Below are 25161 nucleotides of genomic sequence, written 5' to 3'. Positions count from 1 at the left end.
GAGTTGGTTTGCGAGGGCTAAACGAGCCCCAAACGAAGCAAGTTAGCTATTACGTTTACGGCTAAACCAAGGCACGTCGACTTCATATTGCTCAACTTTGTCGGCAACATCTAAGGTTAGAGCAAACAACGCCATGCGAATTAACACGCCATTTTGTACTTGGCGGAAAATGGCTAGGTTGTCGTTGCTATTTAAATCGTTATCAAGCTCGTTTGCCTCTAAACGGCTGTCACGAGGAGTGGGTGCATCAATACAGAATTTGGCTTACAGTGTGCGTTGTAAATAGCCTGACTTATACGGAAACCACCACGGTATTTGTTAGCTTCTTCTTGTGAAGGGAAGCGCTCTTCTTGGATACGGGTTTGATATACAATATCGGCCGCCAAGTTGCCTTCCATTTTATCAACAACTTGAATTTTATGACCTGCGTTATCAACGGCATCTAAAATGTAGTCTGGCATTTGTAAGCCATCAGGTGCCACCATAGAGAATTTAACGTCTTTATAATGACACAGTAATTTAGATAAAGAGTGCACAGTACGGCCATATTTTAAATCACCCACTAGGGCAATATGCATACCATCGATACCTTGGTTGAAACGGCCAAGTTCACGTTCAATCGTTAATAAATCAAGTAAGGCTTGTGTTGGATGCTCATTCGGGCCGTCACCGCCATTAATCACTGGCACGTCACACCCGGTGGCAAACTCAGCAACAGAGCCTGCGTCAGGGTGGCGCATTGCGACTGCATCTGCATACGCTGAGATAACGCGAGCGGTGTCATACAAAGACTCACCTTTTGCAAGTGCTGAGCTTTGCATGCCTGTTGTTTCGCGGACTAAGCCACCTAGTAAGTTAAATGCCGTACCAAAACTTACACGAGTACGCGTGCTTGGTTCAAAGAACAAGTTCGCTAAAATTGCGCCCTCTAAAACATTGGTGCGCTTTTGCTTTTTAGCATAAGGCTCCATTTTCTTAGCAACTGCAAAAATACGTTCAATACAATCTCGATCAAGCTGATTGACCGACAGGATATTTTCACCTTGGAAACTTAGCATGGGGTTTGTTCCTAATCACATTTATAGGGCGCTGGCACTCGGTATGGGAGGCCGCATAAATTTGCGCAGTACTATAGCAAATTTTTAGCGTACACAGCAGCAAATTATAAGTTAGGTTTAATAATTGCCAGTGCCACTATAGCTAAAAGGATGAGTACCGGAACTTCATTAAAAATACGGTAAAAACGATCGCCGCGTTTATTGCGATCATGCTTAAAATCAGCCAGTAATTTAAAGCAGTAGCCATGATAGATATAAAGAATAATTACTAATACGAGTTTGTAGTGCAGCCACATGCTGTATCTAAACCAATCACGGCCATATTCAACAATAGTTAAAACGCCAAACACCAGGGTTAAAACGGCAAACGGGGTGACAAAATACAGTAAACGGCGCTCCATTACTTTTAGCATTGAGTTACAGGCTTTTTCTTCGCTCATCGCGTGGTAAACAAAGAGTCGTGGCAGGTAAAAAATACCGGCAAACCAAGCAATCATAAAAAATACGTGGAAGGTTTTATAAACTAATAGCGCAGTCATTTAAGCATCCATTTTAATTGTTATAACAAGCTGTTGCGTATGGTAAGGATATGTCTGATTTGGTCCCAACGCAAAAGACCCATAATTTGTTGGTTATCAAGCAGGTTGTAAATATACACCGCACCGTCGCGTTTATCTTTAAGTAAATCAAAAGCATCGGCTAATGTCGCCTGGCTGCTAAGACCGGCAAGGCTGACATATTTGATGTTACTGTTTTGGTCAGACATCAAACTTAAATCATATTCTGCAAGGCGATAGCCATTTTCTTCATCATGGACAATAAGCGGTGTTTGACTATCAAGGGCATCGAGCGACTGTTTAATTTGTTGTTTGTCGTCACTATAAAGCAGCTTGAACTGCTCATCCATTTCATCCATCACGCCCACTTTTTGTAATGCTTCGGTAGCAGGCGATATTTGATATTCAAGCCCTTGGAAATCAAGTTGCTGCATGAAAATTGAGCGGTTACCAAAAAACTGCAGTGCCGTGACATAAGCCGTTGAGATCACCAACATGGCCGGCACAATGATCTCGGGGCTTGAGGTTAACTCCATAACCGTAGTAAGCGCAGCCAGCGGGGCATGTAATGTAGCGGCTAATAACCCCGCCATGCCAAGCATGCTATAAGTCCCTGTGATATCAACACCTGGACTAATAAACTGCGCGAAAAAGGCCATCAAGGTGCCCATTAATACTCCAAGCCCAATAACAGGGCCGATGATCCCACCTGGAATACCTAAACCAATGGCAAATAAGGTGGCGAGTAATTTGGCAATCAAGATGGTCGTTAAAAATTGCACATCATCTGGTGACTCAATAGCAATAGTGATAGCACTCATACCTGAGCCCATAGCATGAGGAACCATATAAGCAATTAAGCCTGCGATTAATCCTGCCAGTAATAGACGAGGGAACATACTTAGTGGTTTAAAGGTACGGATTATAAGCATCAAGTTTTGGTTAAATGCATAAGCAACTGCGCCAAGTGCCATACCAAAAATGATTAAAAATGGGTAATGCCAACCACTCAATGGGTTCATGGTGATAAGTGCAAGCTCAGAAGCGTCACCGAATACAAATTGAGTGGCTAATGCGCCAGTAACCGCGACGAGCATAATGGGCACGAAAATATGCACTTTATATTCCCTAAGCACCACTTCCATTACAAATATAACCGCTGCAAGTGGGGTGTTAAATGAGGCAGCAATACCGGCTGCAACACCACAACCCGTGAGGGTACGCATTGCATTGTGTGGTAGATGTAGTTTATCGGCCAGTAAACTGGCACCTGTTGCACCCATGTGTACTGACGGGCCTTCTCGACCGACCGAAAAGCCACTAATAAGGGCTAATGCACCACCGACAAATTGGTTTACCGTGTTGTAAAGCGGCATATGACCATAATGTTTTTTTATGCGGTGAATTACAAATGGAATGCCAAGACGATAATGCTTAAAGCCTGTAAGCGCCGCAAATAAGGCAATTAATAAGGCTGCACCAACTGGCAATATCATCCGCCCATAGGTTGGTAAAGTGGTGAAGTCATCAGGCTTATCTAAAAATAAGCTTTGAAAAAACATGATTGTGAGGCGAAAAAGTATGATCAACACTGCCGCAATTAACCCTGCACTTACACCAAGTAAGCACAATTGCACAGATGTTTTAGGCTTTGCTAGGCGACGTCTTAGTCTCTCAAGCCACATGCATATTTCCTCACAGCACTTTTGAGCCGCAGTTTAGCAAATCAAATTCACTAAGTCGTTGGGATTTTATAATTTTATCCGCTTTTTGGGTAAATATAGCTAATCTGTGCTGTGTTGATTAATTTGCTGTGTTAATTCAGGTAAGCGAGCACGAATGGCGTTGGATAATTCATCTACAAGCGGGGCGTGTTTTTTATGAATAATGGTATTAACAGCCATTTGCCTTAATACAACCACAGAGAAGTCTTTTTTATAGGTACTTATATCGTTATTGAGCGCAGGATAAAGCGCATAATCGACACGACCTTTTTTAAGCATTTTGATGGTATGGATTAAGTCTTCGTTATGAATTATGTCAGCTTTGATATCAAACTCGTTAAGAATTTCGACGTCACCAATCGAACTCATAATTTGTTTGTTTGAGTCGTATAAGTTATCCCTATCACAGGGCAGTGATTTTCTACATAGGAGCACCAAGTTGATAATGCCAAGGCTTGGTTCTACGACAATAATATTCTCGAATTTACGCATATTACTTTGTGAGCGCACAATATCGCCGTCAACAATGCCAGCATTTAGTAATAACACACCTCTTCGAGATGGTGTTGCTTGCATCTGAACTTTGATATTTAAATCATTATAAACATCACTCATTAACGCTTTAAATGGCGCTACGCGTGGAATATCGATGTAGGATAACAATAGCTTTTTTGGTCGAGAGTAATTTGTCTCAGATGTCTTTGTGCTGGCAAATAAATCATTAAGTAAGGCTACTTTAGCTTGGTTTTCAGCGTCATTGCGTATGCCAATCACTAATGGGGTGTCTGTGAACTGAGTTACAATTTTGGGTTCAGGTAAGTTTTGTTGCTCAGCAAAATAATTAAGTACTTTTGGCGCAGTAATCGCAAAATTAACCTGCTTAGTTTGCATTAAGTGGAATAGCTCTTCATCGTTTGCTGTTTGCACTATGCTGCCAGCATAGGATTGAATTACTTTTTCGACCACATCAGGGTAGATATAAGGCTCAACAACCCCAACTTTGTTCTCATTAAAAAGCTGTTCAAGGTTTTCAAAATCTTGTGGATTAGACTGATTGGTAATGACAGCTAGTTGAGAATTTAAAATAATGGGTGAAGCAACAAAGCCTGGCATCATTTCAGATTGCCAAGCAGGGTAATAGCCTAGATAACCGGTTAACTGGGCTTTTCTTATTGCATCTTGCCAAGGTAAATATTCAACTTCGAGGTTTATCGATTTTTTGGCAAGCGTGTCTCTTAATAGTGCAATAGCATCACCACCATTTGCCATTTTACTACTTGCATAAGGAGGGGCTTCTAAAGAGGTGATTTTCCACGTTTCATGGTACGCGGTATTAGCAGCTGCAAATGAACTGAAAATAAGTGCCATAAATGAGTAAAAGCGAGTGAGCATAGGAAAAAATTATTATTAATTGTTTAATAAGTATACGTCTAATTTAAACTTAATAGCATTTTTTCTTTGCTTATTTGCAGCTAATAACATTACAGCTAAAGCAGTGATGTTTTTGGTCATACATACGTTTATCGGCCATACTTAGCAACTCATCAAATGATTGGGCATCGTCGGGGTAAAGGGCAAAACCAACACTTGCCTCAACGAGCAAGTCACCACACTCTGATTTTATCGGCGCCTTAATTGCGCAGATCAAACGTGATAGTGCACGGTTTATTTGTACTTGGTTCTCTATGTCGGTCACAATAACCACGAACTCATCACCACCAATGCGTGCAACGCAATCGGTCTTGCGAGCGGTATCTTGCAGACGTTTAGCAACCTCTACCAGTACTTTGTCTCCTGTAGCATGACCGTGGGTATCGTTAATTGGCTTAAATTTATCAAGGTCAAAATACAGGCAGCCAACTTTAGATCCTGTCCGTTCCACCCGCGCAAATTCTTGCTTGATAAATCGCTCAAGGGCACTGCGATTCGCTAAACCTGTTAGGTGATCTGTTTGCGCTAATTGCCTAATTTTTTCTCTGCCATAACACGTTTCGTGATATCGAAATTAACGCCAATCATACTATTGCCGTATATTCGTCCATCTGCATTGATATAACGTGTTTTGCCAGAGGGCAGAACAATCTGAAACTCTGCGTGAAACTCTTCGCCATTTAAAATTGCGAGTTTTAGCTTGTTTGTCACGTCTTCATATTCATCTGGATGCAAGCTATTTGCCCAAGCTGAATAGTCCCCTTTAAATTCTGATTTTGGGATTTCAAATAAGGTGTGCATCCAGTCATCCCAAATCAGTTCATTGGTTTCAAAGTTCCACTCCCAAATACCAATATGGGCCGCATCAGCGGCCATGGCCATGCGTTGGTGTAAGTTTTCAAGCTCGGTTTTAGCTTGTTTTAGTTCTGTGACATCTTCAGAAACGTCCAATAAATATTGCGCTTTACCATTACTGTCTTTAATGGTGAGTTTTCGTGTTCTTAAGTAATGGGTATTGCCATCAATAGTAACTGGCTTTTCCTCTATAGTAAGGGTCTCATCACTTTTCAATACATCGCGGTCAGTTTGCACGAAGCTCACTGCTTGCTCATTACTGAAAATATCAAAGTCATTGAGCCCAATAAGTTGGTCTTTATTTTTGCCAAGTAATTGTTCGCCTGCTTTGTTGACATGGCTAAATGTTAAATGCTCAGCATCTTTAACAAACAACATGATGGGTAAATTATCGAAAATGGTTTGCGTAAAGGCCTCTTGGTTTCGAATATCAGACAAATCTTTTATTGTCGCCACATAAGGTCCTGACTCTTTTTTACCAATAGAGCTGATGGTTAACGTAATAGGAAATCGTTTTTTATTCGCTCGCTGTCCTTTCAATAGCCGACTGCTACTTTTTCCTGCCGTCCTTTTGCTAAGCTGTGAGTCTCGAAGAATCTCATCCAGTTCTAACGATTTTTCAGGGATCAGGGTACGAATATGCTTGCCTATTAAATCATGCGGCTGATAACCAAATACATGGATTGCAGCGGGGTTTGCAAATTCAATTTTTCCTTCATTATTAAAGCTAATAACCACATCTTGTACGGTATTAAGTACAGCTTTTAATTTCGCTGATAATAAGCTCCTTGCTCTGAGCTCAACAACACCCAACACAAACAGGCTTAATGCCACCAGTATAATGATAATAAGTTGTGCTAACGTCGAGTAGTCGTGAGTTGTAACATAGGTGGTGTATTCAGTTTCAAAAACCGACATCGAAATCATGCCGATGTAATGCATTCCTGAAATTGCACTGCCCATCACCAAGGCAACAACCAGATTCATTCGTGTTTGATGAACCCCTTTGGTAAGTCTTAGTTCGTTAATTTTTAATGCAAGGCCTGACAACACAACCGCTACTAAAATCGATAAAGAGAATAACCAAGGCTCATAAGCCATATTGGCAGGCATAACCATCGCCATCATGCCAACAAAGTGCATCGAGCCAATGCCAGCGCCCATTAGCACACTTCTAAAAAGTAGCCCTTTGTCGGTTTGTAGTGCTGGTGATAGCACGATGTAACTGGCAAAGACACTTGGCAAAATTGATATCAAGGTAATGCTAATGTTGTATTCAATCGGGATGGGTAAGTTGTAGGCAAGCATGCCAACAAAATGCATACCCCAAATACCTATACCTAAAAAACACGACGCCATGATGGTCCAGATCTGACTTTCATTTTTTAGATACGAGTGTTTGATGCGAGCTGATAATAAAAAAGAAATATACGAAGCAAATACGGCTGTAAGAATAGAAGCAAACACAAGGAGTAAATCGTATTCAGCCGGAATGACCTGCGCACTGCTTAATTGATCAGTTATAAAATGCAGCTTGAAATGCTCTAACACAATTATCTTCCCTCAGTGCAAAATCACGCCAGTCTAAATGTAGTACAAATTAACTTTAGTCCAAGGCAAATGGGTTATCCAGTTCGCTTGTTTATAATTGAGTTGACTCGTTGTCGATACTTGATTAAAACACTCGGGTATTAGATAATTGCAACCATTATAGGTTTTGAGGGTTTTGGTATGTCAGATGAGTTACCAATCAAGTTCAGCGATGCAGCAGCTGTTCGAGTTAAACAGTTAATCGAAGAAGAAGAGAATCCAGATCTTAAACTACGTGTTTATGTAACAGGTGGTGGTTGCTCAGGTTTCCAATATGGTTTTACTTTTGATGAAAAAGCTAACCCTGGCGATTTAGAAATTGTTAAAAATGGTGTAACGCTCGTTGTTGACCCTATGAGTATTCAGTACTTGGTCGATGGTACCGTTGACTATACTGAAGGGCTCGAAGGCGCACGCTTTTTTGTTAATAACCCGAATGCAACAACAACCTGTGGTTGCGGAGCCAGCTTCAGCGTTTAATGAATTATTTATGAAAGCCACTTAATGTGGCTTTTTTATTGCTTTAACTTCCCATAACATCCCGCCTTTGCTAAATTTTACGCATTATCAGAAGGAATTTTGCGTTGCCAAATATAATTAAAACAATCGAAAAAAACCTTATATTTTAGCCATTGCCATTGTTTTGGTGATTGTACTGTGGATGCTATCTGGGGATAGCAAAGCAGATCAAAAAGCACTGCAAAGTGATGAGCATGCCCAAGAGCGATTACCTAAAGTTCAAGTGATGCCGTTGGTTGCTAAGAATATTAATAAAAACCTGACATTTTATGGTAAATCAGAGCCTGACAAAATTGCGAATATCAGCGCTAGGCAAGCAGGGCAAGTACTCGAAATATTGGTTGAAGAAGGTCAGTTTGTTAAACAAGAACAGGTTATTTTACGCCTCGATAAATCTGATTTAGCCGCTCAAATCACATCAGCAGAAGCCTTAGTGGCACAGTACCAAACTGAATACGAAGGCGCGCTTAAACTTAATCAGCAAGGTTTACAAAACAAAGTATTGACCATGCAAGCACAAGCAATGTTGCAACAAGCAAAAGCAACCTTTGTTAGCCTTGAATTAAAACTAGAGCGCACAGAGGTGCGTGCTGCTTTTGATGGCGTTATCAACAAACGTTTAGTCGAAATTGGTGATTATGTTGGCATAGGCGACCCTATTTTACAGCTCGCTGATTTAGACCCGTTAATTGTCAGAGCCGATGCGACTCAAAAAGAAGTGCAAGGCTTAGAAGTTGGACAAGCTACCTTTGCTCATGTGTTAAATGACAAAACCTATCCGGGTCGAATTCGTTATATTGCCTCTGTTGCTGATGACAGCACCAATACATTTCGCATCGAAGCGGCGTTTGAAAACCCGGGAATGAAATACAAAGCGGGTTTTTCTACTCAGCTTAATATTGAATTGCCAACTGAGCCTGCCATGTTATTAAGCCCGGCTTTCATGGCCCTAGATGAGCAAGGTAATATCGGCGTAAAAGTCGTGAATGACGACAATATTGTAGAGTTTAAATCGGTAAATCTAGCTAAAAGTACCGAGCAGGGTGTTTGGCTTTGGGGTTTAGGCGAGAAAGCAAATGTTATTACCCTGGGTCAAGGCTTTGTACGTGCCGGTGACAAAGTTGAGCCAGTGTTTACTGAAGCAACGAGCAACTAAGTATGAAAAACTTAATCGAAGCGTCGTTGACTCACACGCGTACAGTTTTATCTATTTTCATCTTGTTGCTGATCTCGGGGTGGGTGACATATCAAACCATCCCTAAAGAAGCGAATCCCGATGTCACTATTCCTTTTATTTATGTGTCGATTATTCATGACGGTATTTCCCCTGAAGATGCTGAGCGACTGTTAGTTAGGCCGATGGAAATTGAACTGCGCTCGATTGAAGGCGTAAAAGAAATGTCAGCGGTGGCAAGTGAAGGGCATGCCTCTGTGACCCTTGAATTTATCGCGGGTATGGACCCCAAAGAAGCCTTAGCAGATGTAAGAGATAAAGTGAGCTTAGCTAAGGCAAAACTGCCTTCTGAATCAGAAGAGCCTGAAGTTCATGAAATCTTGATGGAAGATCAGCAGCCAACAATTACATTAACCTTATCAGGTGATGCGCCAGAGCGAGGTTTACTAACTCTTGCTCGTAATCTTAAAGATGAACTAGAGAGCATTTCTAGCGTATTAGAAGTTGATGTAGGTGGTGACCGCGAGGATATGGTCGAAATTGAGGTCGATCCACTGGCGATGATTTCTTATGGTCTAGAACCGAATGACATCATTCAACTGCTATCAAATAACAACCGCTTAGTTGCTGCCGGTACACTTGATACTGGTAAAGGCCGCTTTGCTGTAAAAATCCCGTCGGTATTTGAGACGATTCAGGATGTGATGGAACAACCTGTAAAAGTTGTTGGCGATAGAGTGGTGCGTTTTATGGACGTAGCAAAAATTCGTCGAGCATATAAAGACCCAACCTCAATCGCACGTATTAATGGCCGTCACGCGGTTTCGCTGGAAGTAAAAAAACGTGCTGGCGAAAATATTATTGATACGGTCGATCAAGTTAAAAAAGTGGTGAATGAGGCTAAGAAAATTTGGCCTGACCATATACGAGTTGATTACACCGGCGACATGTCAAAAGACGTGAAAATGATGCTCTCTGATCTGCAAAATAATGTTCTGTCTGCTGTATTGTTGGTGGTCATCGTTATTGTGGCGGTACTTGGCGCACGCACCGCCTTCTTAGTGGGGATTGCCATTCCGGGCTCATTCTTAACCGGGATTTTAGTGATCTCTGTGTTTGGTTTAACGGTGAATATTGTAGTGCTTTTTGCACTCATCATGGCTGTCGGTATGCTGGTGGATGGCGCAATTGTTGTTAGTGAGTTTGCTGATAGAGCAATGAGTGAAGGCAAACCGCGCAAGGCTGCTTATAAACTGGCTGCTGAGCGTATGGCGTGGCCAATTATCGCTTCTACGGCAACGACATTAGCGGCCTTTGCACCGCTAATATTTTGGCCGGGAATGATGGGCGAGTTTATGAAATACTTGCCGATTACGCTTATTGCAACCTTGTCTGCGTCATTACTTATGGCACTGGTTTTTGTGCCAACGATTGGTGGATTAATAGGAAAATCACGGCCGCTCTCTGAACAGCAAAAACAGGATTTAGAGTTAGCAGAATCCGGCGATTTAACGCAAATTAAAGGGATGCTTGGGCGTTATATTCGAGTGCTTGATTATGCAACAGAGCGTCCTTGGTGGAGCCTTGCTGCTGCAATCGTGTTTTCTATTTTGGTGTTCTTTGCATTTGCTGTTTCTAAGTTAGGCGTTGAGTTCTTTCCTGATGTTGAGCCAAATGGCGTAAATATCAAAGTACGATCTTACAGTGACTTATCTATTTTTGAAAAAGACGTGATCATGAAAGACATCGAGTCACGCATCTTAAAAGTGGAAGGTATTAAAACCTTGTATGCTCGAACTGGCGGTAAAGATCAGGTCGGCACGTTTAGAATGAATCTAAAAGATTGGGATGAACGTCCACCTGCAGAAGATATTATCAGCCAAGTTAACGAAATCACGGCAAGTTATGCAGGTGTAGAAATTGAACTTCGTAAAGACGAAAACGGCCCAGGTGGTGGCAAAGCGCTAAGTATTGAGCTGAGCTCTCGGTTTGTTGATGTGCTTAATAGTGAAGCAAAACGAGTAAGGCAAGCCATAGAGAATGATGGCGCGTTTCGAAATGTTGATGACAGTGCTTCCAAACCCGGTATTGAGTGGCAACTTAAATTGAATCGTTCGGATGCGGCTCGTTTTGGTGCGGATGCCAGTATGCTAGGGGCCAATGTTCAGCTTATTACTAATGGTTTAAAACTAGGGGAATACCGCCCCGATGATGTTGATGACGAGATTGATATTCGCGTACGCTTTCCTCATGACAAGCGAGATTTAGGGCGTCTTGAAACGTTACGTGTAAAAACCATGCACGGACAAGTGCCAATTAGTCATTTTGTTGAGCGCCAAGCAGCTCCTAAAGTGGATACTATCCGCCGTGTTGATTCTCAGCGCGTTGTAACCGTTAATGCAGACATGAAGCCGGGTGAACAACTTGCCAAAGCGTTGCCGCGCTTACAAGCGCAGTTAGAAGAGCAAGGGTTAGACCCGCGCGTGAAAATTAAAGTGCGCGGTGAAACCGAAGATCAAGATGAATCAGAAGCCTTCCTTGAACAGGCTTTTGTGGTTGCTCTGTTTGTGATGGGTATCATTTTGGTGACACAATTTAATAGCTTCTATCAGGCATTTTTGATTTTAAGTGCCGTGCTGTTTTCAACTGTGGGTGTGTTCTTAGGCTTAATCGTATTACAGCAACCGTTTGGTATCGTGATGTCGGGCATTGGGGTTATCTCGCTTGCCGGTATTGTGGTTAATAACAATATAGTACTGATTGATACTTATAATGTTTTACGTAACCAAGGTCTGGCAGCAAAAGATGCGATTTTACGAACTGGTGCTCAGCGTTTAAGGCCAGTACTGTTAACGACTGTGACCACCATTTTGGGATTAATGCCGATGGTACTGCAAGTGAATATTGACTTATTTAACCGTCATATTGATTTTGGTGCGCCATCTACTCAGTGGTGGGTGCAATTGGCAACAGCCGTTGCGGGCGGTTTAACATTTGCCACCGTATTAACACTGGTACTTACGCCTTGTTTGTTAATGCTGCGAGACCGTCGTCGGTAATCGGTAAATTCGTTACTGATTAATTAAAAATGAGTGACCCTAGTGTTGGGTCACTTTAATCATCAGTAAAAAGAAGCCTAAAACTAACGCAGAGGCGATTAAAATATACACAAACCCCTTCTTTCCTTGCTTAATTGGTACACGATTCTGTTTTAAAAATAGGTACCATGCGACACACAGTACAATTGGCAACAAAAATAATATACGAAACATTTCCTAACCTTTTTCAGTATTTACATACACTTTAAGCATAAATATGCAGATTTTAAAGTGATACTTTCATCTTGTTAGACTTCCAATTGATCAATTTTTTGGTACAGTTAACCAGTTAACTATAGAGCACATGCTTTAATTTTAGCTACACTTAGACTTGTATACTAAAACGGTCCATACCTAAAAGATGGACATTTGTATAATTAATCATTCAAACTGAAAATTATTAGTATATAATGTGTCCAAGAGTGAGACGGGCAAATTTCACTCTTAAATTATTAACTTGAATCATCTAGTAGGAGATGTATTTTATGATGGGTAAAACAGTTTCTTCTGAAGAAAACTCGAAATTAACGAAATGGCTTAAAACTAAGCGTCATGAAAAAGGTCACACAATGCGTAGCCTTGCACAGGTTTTAGGTACACCGCATTCTTTCATTGGTAAAATTGAAAACCAAGAACGTCGTTTAGATGTAATTGAATTCATGCGTTATTGCGATGCTTTAGAAGTTGACCCATACGAAGGTCTTAACTTACTTAAAGACGCTTAATTATTCATTACTAAAAGCGAAACGCCGCTTTTAAAGTAATACAAATAGTGCAAGGAAGCGCTATTTAAAGTCCCTCCCTTGCATTTTCCTCACTTTAATCACATACGTATCAAATTTGTTAATTGTTTTGATGATAGTTGTTTTCTAACGCATAAAGCTTATGGCGAATTAAGAATAAAAATACCAGTGATGGGATCACCATCAATGCAGTTAGTAAAAAGAACATCGCCCAGTTTCCCCCCAACCAGTCATCAATAACGACGCCGCTGTAGCTTGAAAGTAACGTCCTACCTAAATTACCTAATGAAGCAAGTAGCGCATAGTGGGTTGCACTAAATGCTCTGTCGCATAGCATTGATATAAACGCCACCATGGCAACCAGTGACCAAGCTTGAGTAAAACCATCAACGATAATAGCAAACGCGTACAAGCTTAGTTTAGGACCTGCAATCGCAATCCAAGCAAAGGCTAAGTTTGAGGCTGCCATCGCAATACCACTAATAAATAAGCCTTTAACAATACCATAGCGTTGATTGAATAAGCTTCCTAGAAAAGTAAAAGCAATGGTGAGTACTGCAGTACCCACTTTGGAGAAGGTCGCAATGTCGCTATTTGAAAAGCCCACTTCTTTATAAAACACGATAGACATTCGCCCTAAAAACGCTTCACCGATTTTAAATAAGAAAATAAAGGCTAATAAAGCTAATGCTGTTTTTACGCCATTGCGGGCAAAGAAGGTTCTGAAAGGGTCAAAAACGGTCACAGCAAGCCAAGCAATAACTTTAGCAAAGCGAGTCTGCGTACTACCAGCCAGCTTTTGTTGATAGGTTTGCTCAAGCTCTGCTTGTACAGCATCGCGATTTGATTCGGGCTCTTTTGCCCAAAATACGCTGCTCATTAATAGCAGCATCACTACAGATAAGAAAAAGTAAACTTGCGGCCAATCAATGGAAGGAATGTCAGCCATATAAAATGGCAGGGCACCCAATAGGGCGTAGCCGCTCCACCAACCGGAGGTGGCCATTGCAGCCGCCGCGGTGGCTTTATGGCTTTCATTTTCGGCCAAAGTATCAATACGAAATGCATCAATAGCAATATCTTGAGTTGCAGAAGCGATTGCAATAACTAAACACAGCGCGGCAGCAAACCAGAGGTTAGCTTTAATATCGAGCCCTGCAAGTGAAAAGGTGCCAATAAAAACAACTGACTGACAAAGTAAAATCCAGCTACGGCGCTGGCCAAGCCAGTTAAACAAAACAGGTAACTTTACACGGTCAACAAGCGGTGACCATAAAAAGTTAATGCTATACGCGCCAAACACGATGCCAAATAACCCTATCATGCTGCGGCTTAGCCCTTCATCTTTTAGCCAGGCCGACATAACAGAGCCAATCAATACCCAAGGAAAGCCGCTGCTGATACCAAAGATGAATATATTGATTAAACGTTTATCTTTGAAGTACGAGAAATACTCTGAAATAGAAAGGGTTTTTGTCATAGTGTTGCCAGTTTTAGGGGCATGCGCCCCTATTTATTATTTATTAGCGTCAAGCACTTTTACGTTTAAGATAACAACAGGATCTTTGGGTACGAAGCTGTAACCAATTTTTTCGTTGAATGCAGTTTCTACACGCATTATTTTGTCTAATGTCTCGTAGCCATCCATTACCATACCGAATACAGCAAAACCCCAATCTCGACCAGGGTTAAGATGGTCGTTGTCGTCCATGTTGAAAAAAACTGACGTGTACCCGAGTGTGGTTTGCGGTCTTGGTATGCCATAGCGATGCTATACATATCATTTTTTAAACCGTTACCACTTTCATTAAAAATCGGGTCGTTTTCATGTAGACCATCATAGTCTTTATCGTAACCACCGCCTTGAATAACAAAGTCACGCTCGTTGTCTTCATCACGTTCAACACGGTGAAAAACACTACCTTGATAGCTACCATCAGCAACGTAAGTTAAAAAGTTATTTACTGTAATAGGTGCGCGTGAACGATCCATTTCGACCACAATACTGCCAAGGGTTGTGACAATTTCTACGCGAGGAAACATGTTATCTTTTTGAATGAATTTACCCTCTGTCGCCGCGAATGAACTGTGAGCAAAAAGCAAAATAAAACTGAGTAAAAAAATACGCTTCATAGTTAACCTTCTAAATAGGCGATTAATTCTGGGTCAGATACAATGCGGGTAATTATTTGCTCAGTCAACTTATTCAGTTGACCTTCTATTTTTGCACGGTCATGACTAAGTGGCCCTTCAAGGTTGGCATTACCACGGTATACTTTGCTGAAAGTGCTTGAGTTTCTGATCACTCTTAAGCCTAACTCAATCTTTGCATCACTTGTATGTGTCATCATTTTTTCAGTAACCACAGCTTGCAACTGGTGAATATCTAATTCAAATCGCGTTGTGGCAAGGTTAGATATATTTGCACCATTACGGCTTAACGCACTGTCTAAGGCACTTTTCACAGAGTCAGTAATTCCAGGGCTGGCAAGCGTTTTAGTTTTATCTGATTCAATGATTTTCAGAGTTACATTGTCGCCACGTAAATCAATTACGCTAGTACTTACGCTGGTACTAAGATTTGAAATTTTCCCGCCTTGATAAACCGGATTCAATATTAATTGATTTGGTTGGTTGCTACACGCTGCAAGCGCAAGTACCGCACATAAAGGTAGTAGTTTTTTCATTTAGTTAGCTCCATTAATTATTCTTTGTTGCACTCAATACGACAAATTTTTTGTTAGACCCTAATAGCTTACAATTGCCGAACATGCGTTTTAACTTTTCATGATAGTCTAGATGACGATTACCAATAATTCTTAATTCACCACCGTGCTTTAATGTGTGTTTCGCCTGTTTGAACATTTGCCAAGCTATATGGTCGGTGACCGCTTGCGCTTGGTGGAAAGGCGGGTTACATAAAACAAGGTCAGCACTGTTAGGTTGAAAATCGGTTAAGCAATCGTTTTGGACAAACTCACACTGGTCTAATTGCTCTGGTAAATTGTGTGTGATGTTTAATTTGGCTGATTCAACGGCCATATACGATTCATCAACGAAGGTTACATGGGCTTTAGGGCAACGTTTTAGAGTCATCAAGCCAACAACACCATTACCACAGCCTAAATCAATGATGCTTCGAGCTTTACTTGTTTGTGGCAAATAGTTAAAGAAAAAACGCGCGCCAATGTCTAATGAGTCTCGAGAAAATACATTGGCATGATTTTGAATTTCAAACTCACTGCCTTCAAGCGGCCAGTTAACTGGGAAAGGGGCTTTTTTATCAAGGTTACTTGTTTTGCTAATGATTAATCGAGATTTTTTTACGGCTAAACTCGTTGATGTTTCCCCAATATACTGACTAAAAGCCTTAATTGTTGAGTTATGGATATCTTTCGTTTTACCCCCTGCAATGACATCGATGTCCGCAGGTAAAGCAGCGCTGATTGCAGCAAGTTGATGCTGCAAGTAGCCTAAATTGCGTGGCACTTTTAATATCACTAAATCAACCTGATTAGGTAATGCTGCTAATGAGTCCAGTTGCGTTAAAAAATCTGTCGATAACTCATTGGCTTGTAAATTATAACGGGTAGCTTGATGAGCAATATACGAGTCATTAACTGAATAAACTGTTAATGTGTTAAAGGCACAGGCTAGGGCGCCAAAGCTATCATTGAGTATTAGAATTGAATTTGCGTTTGGATAGTGCTCTTGTACGTAATCGACAAGGTACTCATCGCCTGAGTCCCACGCTTGAAGACTGCGATTTTTTTGATCTAACGGAAAGCGTTCTAGTGTATAGGTGTTATCACCGAGCTGTGCTTGGGTGGTCATCATGATTTTACGAAAGTATTAATGTATAGGTAAATTCTAACATGCAACAGCCAAACGCCAACCCTAATCATTTGCCTGATGGGTTTTCTTACCAAGCTAATGCATTGAGCGCACAAAAAAGCCTCGAGTTATTTTACTATCTTCAGCAGCATCTTAATTGGCAGCAACCAAGTATAAAGGTATATGGAAAAAGCCATGTGATCCCGCGTTTGCAATGCTTTATTGCTGATCAGGACGTAAATTATGGTTACTCGGGTTCACAGTTAATCGTTGAGCCTTGGCCTGAGGTGCTTGATGCCATGCGTATACGCTTATCAAGGGCTTTGCAGATACCATTTAATGCGCTTTTAGTTAATTTGTATCGAGATGGTCATGATTGTATGGGCTGGCATAGTGACGATGAGAAAGAACTTGGTGAGCAACCAACTATCGCTTCAGTTTCACTTGGTGCTGAACGCGTTTTTAAAATAAAACACAAACATAATAATGAACAACATAGCATTGTGCTGCAAAGTGGCAGCTGTTTAATCATGAATGGTTTTAGCCAGCGTGATTACCAGCATAGTTTGCCAAAGCAGCAAAGACTTAAACATCCTCGAATTAATCTTACCTTTCGTTCAATCATATAAAATCATTGGCAAAATGAGCCATGCCCTTGATATAGTAGCTGGCAATTATTTTCTTATTAAAGGTCTATGACAGATGTCAATGCAACAACAAATTGAGCAAAAGCTCGTCGCGGGTATCGAATGTAAACACCTCAATGTTGTCAATGAAAGCCATATGCATAGTCGTGGAACCGAATCGCATTTCAAAGTGGTGGTTGTGAGTGAAGAATTTGCAGGTAAACGTTTGCTTGCCCGTCATCGTCAAATTAATGAGCTATTAAAAGATGAATTAGCAAACCACATTCATGCATTAGCGATTCACACATTTACGCCAGAAGAGTTCAGTGAACAACATGGACAGGCACCTGAATCACCAAAATGCTTAGGTGGTTCAAAGTTCGACTAACTTAGCGGGACAGTCACCCAAAGTTAGAAGGACAGTCACTCAAAGTTAGAAGGACAGTCACTCTAAAAGGCTTGTCACTTGGGGTTTTAAGCTCGAAAGATTTAAGTGGGTCTGAAAAGTTTTACTGATCAGACCTGTATTTTAACTATTAGCCTTTAAACTAGCGCTAATTTTTATTGTGATAGATATAGGATGATCAATGGTCATTAAGCCTAAAATTCGTGGATTTATCTGCACTAACGCGCATCCAGTAGGGTGTGCTGAGCACGTACAAGAACAAATTAATTATGTGAAAGCGCAAGGACCACTGAGCAATGCACCTAAGAATGTATTAGTGATTGGTGCGTCTACAGGTTACGGCCTAGCATCACGTATTACGGCTGCATTTGGTGGCGGTGCTAAAACGTTAGGTATTTTCTTTGAAAAAGAAGGTAGCGAACGCAAAACGGGTTCTGCAGGTTGGTACAATACTGCGGCTTTCCAAGCAGCGGCTGAAGAAGCTGGTTTATGGTCTAAAAATATCAATGGCGATGCGTTTTCTAAGGAAATCAAGCAAAAAGCAATTGATACTATCAAAGCTGATTTAGGTAAAATTGATTTAGTTATCTACAGCCTTGCGTCTCCACGTCGTACTGATCCAAATACAGGCGAAACTTACTCATCTACGCTTAAGCCAATTGGCTCTGATATCACCACGAAGAACTTAAATACTTCAAAGCGCGTGATTGATGAAGTGACCGTTGAAGCTGCAAGCCAAGAAGACATCGACAATACAATTAAAGTAATGGGCGGTGAAGATTGGGAAATGTGGATTGACGCATTAAAAGATGCGGATGTACTAGCTGATAACTTCAAAACAACGGCTTACACCTATATCGGTAAAGAATTAACATGGCCAATTTACGGTCATGCGACAATTGGTAAAGCGAAAGAAGACCTTGACCGTGCAACTCAAGCAATCAAAGAGTCTACAAAAGACTTAAATGGCGAAGCGTATGTTTCTTCATTAAATGCGGTTGTGACACAAGCAAGCTCGGCAATTCCAATTATGCCTTTATATATCTCTGCTTTATTCAAAGTAATGAAAGCAGACGGTACATACGAAGGTACCATTGAGCAAATTCATGCGTTATTTACTGAAAACCTTTACGGCGAGACACCACGTTTTGACGAAGGTGGTCACTTATTCCAAAACTACAAAGAGTTAGAAGATGATGTTCAAGCTCGTGTACAACATGTTTGGGATACAGTAGATACAGATACGATTGACGAATTAACGGATTACGTGGGTTACCACACTGAGTTTTTACGTTTATTCGGTTTTGGTATCGACAGTGTTGATTACGAGCAAGATGTGAATCCTGATGTTGCGATTTCACAGCTAATCGATTAATCGCTAAACAAACTGATTTTGAAAAGTCGCTTTTTTAAGCGACTTTTTTGTTTCTGGATGAAAATAAATCTGCATCAATAGCACTTTGGTCTATATTGAATTTTATTCAAATGGTTTTTGCAGTCTAAATAACCACATCTGTCGTATAAATTTAATATTTGCTCTCGCATAGTCACCCTGATTGATGTTAAAATTCGGGTAATATATGTGAGGAGTTTACCGCGTTGCTTGTTTGGGGTGTTCAACAAGCTGTTCTTTGATACTTAGAATGTGACTTGAGCATATCAAATAGCGACGTGGTTGGTACGATTTTTCAGTTTCTTTCCGTTAATGTAATGCAAGTGCGTATGATCAACATAAAAAAAGGTCTGGATTTACCGATAGAGGGCGCACCTCAGCAAGTTATTCATGATGGTTCTGCCGTCAAACGTGTAGCTGTGCTAGGTGAAGAATATATTGGTATGCGTCCAACCATGCATGTTCGCGTGGATGACCAAGTCAAAAAAGGCCAGGTACTTTTTGAAGACAAAAAGAACCCAGGCGTCTTATTTACTGCACCAGCTTCTGGGGTAGTTAAAGAAATCAATCGTGGTGCTAAACGTGTGCTGCAATCTGTTGTTATTGAAGTTAATGGCAGTGAGCAAATCACCTTTGACTCTTTCAAGGCCGACGAGCTTTCGAGCTTAGACCGTGAAAAAGTGAAAGAAGTACTAGTTCAGTCAGGTCAATGGACAGCACTACGTGCTCGCCCATTTAGCAGAGTAGCTGCTTTGGATGCAAATCCTAGCTCTATCTTTGTGACGGCTATCGACACTAACCCGCTAGCTGCAGATCCTGCAGTAATCATTGCTGAGAACACTCAAGCATTTGAAGCTGGTTTAGCTGTGGTATCTCGTTTAACTGACGGCAAAGTATTTGTTTGTAAACAAGCAGGTAGCCAAGTGCCTAGCTCATCAATCCCTCAAGTAGAAGTACATGAGTTTGGTGGCAAGCATCCGGCAGGTCTTGTTGGTACACACATTCATAACTTAGACCCAGTTTCTGCAAGCAAGCAGGTTTGGCACTTAGGTTACCAAGACGTAATTGCGTTTGGTAATTTATTCCTAACAGGTGAAATCTTCACAGACCGTGTAGTTTCTCTTGCAGGTCCTCGTGTTAAAAACCCACGCTTAGTGAAAACTCAGCTAGGTGCATCTTTAGATGATTTAGTTGCTGGCGAATTAGAAGACGGTGATAACCGTGTAATTTCTGGTTCTGTATTATCAGGCGCTATTTCTCAAGGTCCACACGCGTTCTTAGGTCGTTACCATGTTCAAGTATCTGTATTACTTGAAGGTCGCGAAAAAGAGCTATTCGGTTGGATTGCACCAGGTGCTAACAAGTTCTCAGTAACACGTACCTTCTTATCTCACCTTACTCCTAGCCGTCTATTTAATATGACGACTTCAACAGGTGGTTCGAAGCGTGCCATGGTTCCAATTGGTAGCTATGAGCGTGTTATGCCTTTAGACATCCTACCTACACTATTATTACGTGATTTAATCGCACGTGATCTTGATGGTGCAATTGCGTTAGGTGCGCTAGAGCTTGACGAAGAAGATTTAGCATTATGTACCTTCGTTTGTCCTGGTAAATACGAGTACGGTTCAATCCTACGCGATTGCTTGACTACGATCGAGAAGGAAGGCTAGAGAGATGGGTTTAAAGAAATTTCTAGAAGATATTGAGCCGCATTTTGAACCAGGTGGTAAACACGAAAAATGGTATGCGCTTTACGAAGCCGCGACGACTATTTTCTATACGCCTGGTTACGTAAATAAAGGCAAAACACACGTTCGCGATAACATCGACCTAAAACGTATGATGATTTTAGTGTGGATGGCGACGTTCCCTGCAATGTTCTTTGGTATGTTCAACATCGGTCATCAGGCCGCAGGTGCTTTAGCACAAGGTTTTGAACTAGCAAACACATGGCAAGTTGGTCTGTTCCAATTATTCGGTGGTGAACTAACTGCTGACTCTGGTTGGGGCGCGAAAATGTTTTACGGTGCCTGCTTCTTCCTACCTATCTATGCAGTAACGTTTGCTGTAGGTGGTTTCTGGGAAGTACTATTTGCTTCAGTGCGTAAGCACGAAGTAAATGAAGGTTTCTTCGTAACATCTGTATTATTCGCACTAATCCTGCCTGCAACGATTCCTTTATGGCAAGTTGCACTAGGTATTACGTTTGGTGTTGTAATTGCTAAAGAAATCTTTGGTGGTACAGGTCGTAACTTCCTTAACCCTGCTCTTGCCGGTCGTGCGTTCTTATTCTTCGCATACCCAGCGCAAATTTCAGGTGACACAGTATGGACTGCAGTAGATTCATTCTCTGGTGCGACTATGCTTGGTCAAGCAGTGGTTGGTTCACTTGATTACAACAACATGGAACTATGGTGGAATGCGTTCTACGGTTTCATTCAAGGTTCTGTAGGTGAAACGTCAACACTAGCACTATTAATCGGTGGTTTATTCCTAATTTATGTGCGTATCGCTTCTTGGCGTATCGTACTAGGTGTATTCCTAGGTATGGTTGCAACGGCATTCTTACTAAATACAGTTGGTTCTGAAACTAACGCAGTATTTGCTATGCCTTGGCACTGGCACTTAGTGCTTGGTGGTTTTGCATTTGGTATGTTCTTCATGGCAACAGACCCAGTATCTGCATCATTCACTGACAAAGGTAAGTTCGCTTATGGTGCGTTAATCGGCTTTATGGTTGTAATGATCCGTGTTGTTAACCCGGCATTCCCAGAAGGTATGATGCTAGCAATCTTATTTGCTAACTTATTTGCACCATTATTCGATCACTTTGTAGTGCAAGCTAATATCAAGCGGAGGTTGGCACGTAATGTCTAGTAATAACGAATCAATCGGCAAAACGCTATCCGTTGTTGTTGCACTATGTTTAGTGTGTGCAGTCATCGTATCGTTTGCTTCAGTTCAGCTTCGTCCTTTACAGCAAGCTAACAAAACACAAGATATTCAACGTAATATCTTAGCGGCTGCAGGTGTTGCAGTATCAGGTTCTGTATCTGATACATTCAACTCAAAAATCGAAGCTCGCGTTGTAGACATGAACACAGGTGAGTTTGTTGAAGGTGTTGATCCTAACTCATTTGATTTCGAGAAAAGCAAGTTCGATCAAAGCATCAGCTTCGCGTTAAAAGCAGAGGGTATTAAAGATATCGCTGGTATTCAGCGTATGACTAAAAACTCGCCTGTATACATCTCGAAAAAAGAAGATGGTTCTATTGATGCAATCATTCTACCTATCCAAGGTTACGGCCTTTGGGGTGTAATGTATGGTTTCCTAGCGCTTGAAAGCGATGCTGAAACTGTTAAAAACATCAATTTCTACAAGCACAACGAAACGCCAGGTCTAGGTGGTGAGATCCAAAATCCACAATGGACTGCTAAATGGCAAGGTAAAGAGTTACCAATCAATATCATGAAGAGCGGTGCGAAGAACGAACATCAAATCGATGGTCTTTCTGGTGCAACATTAACTTCAAACGGTGTTGATCACACAGTTGACTTCTGGACTGGCGAGCATGGCTTTGGTCCATTCCTTGCGAAAGTACGTGAAGGAGCGTTGAAATAATGGCTGATACTAAAGAAATGAAGTCGGTCCTATTTGGCCCGGTATTCGCAAATAACCCAATCGCACTACAAGTACTTGGTATTTGTTCTGCGCTAGCGGTAACATCAAGCTTAAAAAATGCACTAATCATGTCAATCGCATTGACACTAGTAACTGCGTTTTCTAGCTTCTTTATCTCGTGTATTCGTAACCAGATCCCTTCATCTGTACGTATCATCGTGCAAATGACGATCATCGCATCACTAGTAATCGTTGTTGACCAAGTACTACAAGCATTCTCTTACGCTACGGCAAAAGAACTTTCTGTATTCGTTGGTCTAATCATTACAAACTGTATCGTAATGGGTCGTGCTGAAGCATACGCAATGAAGTCACCACCAGTAATGTCTTTCTTAGACGGTATTGGTAACGGTTTAGGCTACTCAGTAGTTCTATTAACTGTTGGTTTCATCCGTGAGTTATTCGGTAAAGGTTCACTATTCGGTGTTGATATTATTCCACTAGTACAAAACGGTGGCTGGTATCAACCAATGGGTCTATTGATTTTACCACCGAGTGCGTTCTTCATTATTGGTTTATTCATCTGGGTACTTCGTACCGTGAAGAAAGACCAAGTAGAAGCAAAAGCGTAAGGGGCGAGCAGTGGAACATTATATTAGTTTATTTGTAAAAGCGGTTTTCATCGAAAACTTAGCTTTAGCCTTCTTCCTAGGTATGTGTACTTTCCTTGCGGTATCAAAGAAAGTAACTACGTCAATCGGCCTAGGTGTGGCAGTTATCGTGGTACTAGGTATCTCAGTACCAGTAAATAACTTGGTTTATCACGCTGTTCTTGCACCAGGTGCATTAGAGTGGCTTGGCTACCCAGAGGCAGACCTTAGCTTCTTACGTTTCTTGACTTTCATCGGTGTTATTGCAGCACTTGTACAAATTCTTGAAATGGCATTAGATAAGTTCTTCCCTGCACTTTACAACGCGTTAGGTATCTTCTTACCACTGATCACAGTTAACTGTGCGATCTTCGGTGCGGTATCTTTCATGGTTGAACGTAACTATAACTTCGGCGAGTCTGTTGTTTATGGTATCGGTTCAGGTGTGGGCTGGGCACTAGCAATTACTTTACTTGCTGGTATCCGTGAAAAAATGAAGTACTCAGACGTTCCTGATGGCTTACGTGGTTTAGGTATTACTTTCATCACTGTTGGTCTTATGGGTCTTGGCTTTATGTCATTCTCTGGTATTTCACTTTAATAGGTAGCGAGGATAAATCATGAATGAGATTTTCTTAGGTGTTGGTGTTTTCATCGCTATCGTTGTTATTTTAGTTTTAGTTATCATTGGTGCTAAATCTAAATTAGTAGCAAGCGGCGATATCACCATCGGTATTAATGGCGACCCAGAAAAAGCTATTACAACATCAGCAGGTAGCAAGCTTTTAGGTGCACTAGCTGATTCAGGTATCTTCGTTTCATCTGCGTGTGGTGGCGGTGGCTCTTGTGGTCAGTGTCGTGTACACATTCATTCAGGTGGCGGTGATATCTTACCAACAGAACTTGATCACATCTCTAAAGGTGAAGCTCGTGAAGGCTGTCGTTTAGCGTGTCAGGTAAATGTTAAAAACGACATGGAAATTGAACTTGAAGAGTCAATTTTCGGTGTTAAGAAGTGGGAATGTACTGTTATCTCTAACGATAACAAAGCAACGTTCATCAAAGAACTTAAGCTTGGTATCCCTGATGGCGAATCAGTTCCGTTCCGTGCAGGTGGTTATATTCAAATTGAAGCACCAGCTCACCACGTTAAATACGCTGATTACGATATTCCTGAAGAGTATCGTGGCGACTGGAACCACTTCGGTTTCTTCAATCTGGAGTCTAAAGTAGATGACGAAACAATTCGTGCATACTCTATGGCTAACTACCCAGAAGAAGAAGGCATCATCATGCTTAACGTGCGTATCGCTACGCCGCCGCCAAGAGACCTAAGCCTGCCATGTGGTAAAATGTCTTCGTACATTTGGTCACTTAAAGCAGGTGATAAAGTGACTATTTCTGGTCCATTCGGTGAATTCTTCGCGAAAGACACTGATGCGGAAATGGTATTCGTAGGTGGTGGTGCAGGTATGGCACCAATGCGTTCACATATCTTTGACCAACTTAAGCGTTTAAAATCTAAGCGTAAGATGAGTTTCTGGTATGGTGCACGTTCTAAGCGTGAAATGTTCTACGTAGAAGATTTTGATGGCTTAGCTGCAGAAAACGATAACTTCGTATGGCACACAGCACTGTCTGATCCACAACCAGAAGATAACTGGGAAGGTTACACAGGCTTCATCCATAACGTACTTTATGAAAACTACTTGAAAGATCATGAAGCGCCTGAAGATTGTGAGTTCTACATGTGTGGTCCTCCAATGATGAACGCGGCTGTTATCAACATGCTAAAAGATCTTGGTGTAGAAGACGAAAACATCTTATTAGATGACTTCGGTGGCTAACACCATACACAAAACAATAAGTTTTGGTTAG

At 41.3% G+C, this 25161-nt stretch carries 21 protein-coding genes and 2 pseudogenes; 13 read left to right on the top strand and 10 right to left on the bottom strand.

What is annotated here, in order from left to right; translation table 11 throughout:
• Positions 1-42: 42 nt before the first annotated feature.
• The 6 genes and pseudogenes from P4S60_RS12925 to P4S60_RS12900 all read right to left on the bottom strand — a co-directional run bounded on the left by P4S60_RS12925 (position 43) and on the right by P4S60_RS12900 (position 7176).
• Positions 43-1058: pseudogene (locus tag P4S60_RS12925) on the bottom strand (aspartate carbamoyltransferase).
• A 104-nt stretch (positions 1059-1162) separates the two neighbouring features.
• Complete coding sequence (locus tag P4S60_RS12920; protein ID WP_337116196.1) at positions 1163-1597, bottom strand: CopD family protein; 435 nt, start codon at positions 1595-1597, stop codon at positions 1163-1165.
• Between the two features lie 20 nt (positions 1598-1617).
• A complete protein-coding gene (locus tag P4S60_RS12915) occupies positions 1618-3300 on the bottom strand; it encodes a chloride channel protein (RefSeq protein ID WP_337116195.1) in 1683 nt (560 codons plus the stop codon).
• Positions 3301-3399: 99 nt separating this feature from the next.
• Positions 3400-4731: a transporter substrate-binding domain-containing protein gene (locus P4S60_RS12910; RefSeq protein WP_337116194.1), complete on the bottom strand. Its 1332-nt coding sequence runs from the start codon at positions 4729-4731 to the stop codon at positions 3400-3402.
• Between the two features lie 70 nt (positions 4732-4801).
• On the bottom strand, positions 4802-5242 hold the full coding sequence (locus P4S60_RS12905) for a GGDEF domain-containing protein (protein WP_337116865.1): 441 nt from the start codon (positions 5240-5242) through the stop codon (positions 4802-4804).
• A 53-nt stretch (positions 5243-5295) separates the two neighbouring features.
• Positions 5296-7176, bottom strand: a complete 1881-nt coding sequence (locus tag P4S60_RS12900) for an MHYT domain-containing protein (protein ID WP_337116193.1) — start codon at positions 7174-7176, stop codon at positions 5296-5298.
• 180 nt (positions 7177-7356) lie between these two features.
• Here P4S60_RS12900 and erpA point away from each other — a divergent pair, with 180 nt between their 5' ends.
• The 4 genes from erpA (at position 7357) to P4S60_RS12880 (ending at position 12731) form a co-directional block, all read left to right on the top strand.
• Positions 7357-7695, top strand: a complete 339-nt coding sequence (erpA, locus tag P4S60_RS12895; RefSeq protein ID WP_036966451.1) for an iron-sulfur cluster insertion protein ErpA — start codon at positions 7357-7359, stop codon at positions 7693-7695.
• A gap of 181 nt (positions 7696-7876) precedes the next feature.
• Positions 7877-8890 (top strand): efflux RND transporter periplasmic adaptor subunit, encoded by a 1014-nt coding sequence (locus P4S60_RS12890; protein WP_337116192.1) that lies wholly within the window; start codon positions 7877-7879, stop codon positions 8888-8890.
• A gap of 2 nt (positions 8891-8892) precedes the next feature.
• The gene (locus P4S60_RS12885) at positions 8893-11967 is read left to right on the top strand and encodes an efflux RND transporter permease subunit (RefSeq protein ID WP_337116190.1); all 3075 of its coding nucleotides are present in this window, start codon (positions 8893-8895) and stop codon (positions 11965-11967) included.
• A gap of 524 nt (positions 11968-12491) precedes the next feature.
• On the top strand, positions 12492-12731 hold the full coding sequence (locus tag P4S60_RS12880; RefSeq protein WP_054562310.1) for a helix-turn-helix domain-containing protein: 240 nt from the start codon (positions 12492-12494) through the stop codon (positions 12729-12731).
• Positions 12732-12849: 118 nt separating this feature from the next.
• Here the strand turns inward: P4S60_RS12880 and P4S60_RS12875 are convergent, their stop codons facing one another.
• The 4 genes and pseudogenes from P4S60_RS12875 to P4S60_RS12860 form a co-directional block, all read right to left on the bottom strand.
• Positions 12850-14229 (bottom strand): AmpG family muropeptide MFS transporter, encoded by a 1380-nt coding sequence (locus P4S60_RS12875; RefSeq protein ID WP_337116189.1) that lies wholly within the window; start codon positions 14227-14229, stop codon positions 12850-12852.
• 36 nt (positions 14230-14265) lie between these two features.
• A pseudogene (locus P4S60_RS12870) lies at positions 14266-14882 on the bottom strand (peptidylprolyl isomerase).
• 2 nt (positions 14883-14884) lie between these two features.
• Positions 14885-15436, bottom strand: coding sequence for a YajG family lipoprotein (locus P4S60_RS12865; protein ID WP_188731297.1), 552 nt, complete (start codon positions 15434-15436; stop codon positions 14885-14887).
• 13 nt (positions 15437-15449) lie between these two features.
• Entirely contained in the window at positions 15450-16583 is a 1134-nt protein-coding gene (locus P4S60_RS12860; protein WP_337116863.1) for a methyltransferase, read from the bottom strand.
• Positions 16584-16624: 41 nt separating this feature from the next.
• Between P4S60_RS12860 and P4S60_RS12855 the strand changes: the two genes are divergently transcribed.
• The 9 genes from P4S60_RS12855 (at position 16625) to nqrF (ending at position 25130) form a co-directional block, all read left to right on the top strand.
• Entirely contained in the window at positions 16625-17212 is a 588-nt protein-coding gene (locus P4S60_RS12855) for an alpha-ketoglutarate-dependent dioxygenase AlkB family protein (protein WP_337116188.1), read from the top strand.
• Between the two features lie 73 nt (positions 17213-17285).
• Positions 17286-17597 carry a BolA family protein gene (locus P4S60_RS12850; protein ID WP_337116187.1) on the top strand — a complete coding sequence of 104 codons (312 nt, stop codon included), beginning with the start codon at positions 17286-17288 and terminating at the stop codon, positions 17595-17597.
• A 199-nt stretch (positions 17598-17796) separates the two neighbouring features.
• Entirely contained in the window at positions 17797-18990 is a 1194-nt protein-coding gene (gene fabV / locus P4S60_RS12845; protein ID WP_337116185.1) for an enoyl-ACP reductase FabV, read from the top strand.
• Positions 18991-19337: 347 nt separating this feature from the next.
• Complete coding sequence (locus P4S60_RS12840) at positions 19338-20681, top strand: Na(+)-translocating NADH-quinone reductase subunit A (RefSeq protein WP_063707181.1); 1344 nt, start codon at positions 19338-19340, stop codon at positions 20679-20681.
• Positions 20682-20685: 4 nt separating this feature from the next.
• Positions 20686-21888 carry an NADH:ubiquinone reductase (Na(+)-transporting) subunit B gene (locus P4S60_RS12835; protein WP_337116184.1) on the top strand — a complete coding sequence of 401 codons (1203 nt, stop codon included), beginning with the start codon at positions 20686-20688 and terminating at the stop codon, positions 21886-21888.
• Entirely contained in the window at positions 21881-22633 is a 753-nt protein-coding gene (locus P4S60_RS12830; protein WP_063706297.1) for a Na(+)-translocating NADH-quinone reductase subunit C, read from the top strand. The genes P4S60_RS12835 and P4S60_RS12830 overlap by 8 nt, the downstream gene beginning before the upstream one ends.
• Entirely contained in the window at positions 22633-23265 is a 633-nt protein-coding gene (locus P4S60_RS12825; protein ID WP_063706298.1) for an NADH:ubiquinone reductase (Na(+)-transporting) subunit D, read from the top strand. The genes P4S60_RS12830 and P4S60_RS12825 overlap by 1 nt, the downstream gene beginning before the upstream one ends.
• 10 nt (positions 23266-23275) lie before the next feature.
• Positions 23276-23884 carry an NADH:ubiquinone reductase (Na(+)-transporting) subunit E gene (gene nqrE / locus P4S60_RS12820; RefSeq protein WP_016708692.1) on the top strand — a complete coding sequence of 203 codons (609 nt, stop codon included), beginning with the start codon at positions 23276-23278 and terminating at the stop codon, positions 23882-23884.
• A 19-nt stretch (positions 23885-23903) separates the two neighbouring features.
• Complete coding sequence (gene nqrF / locus P4S60_RS12815; protein ID WP_105175303.1) at positions 23904-25130, top strand: NADH:ubiquinone reductase (Na(+)-transporting) subunit F; 1227 nt, start codon at positions 23904-23906, stop codon at positions 25128-25130.
• The last annotated feature ends 31 nt before the right edge of the window (positions 25131-25161 follow it).

This window comes from Pseudoalteromonas sp. Hal040, assembly GCF_037162425.1.
GTDB classification, from domain to species: Bacteria; Pseudomonadota; Gammaproteobacteria; order Enterobacterales; family Alteromonadaceae; genus Pseudoalteromonas; species Pseudoalteromonas gelatinilytica.
This window is presented reverse-complemented; position numbering and strand designations above follow the sequence as displayed.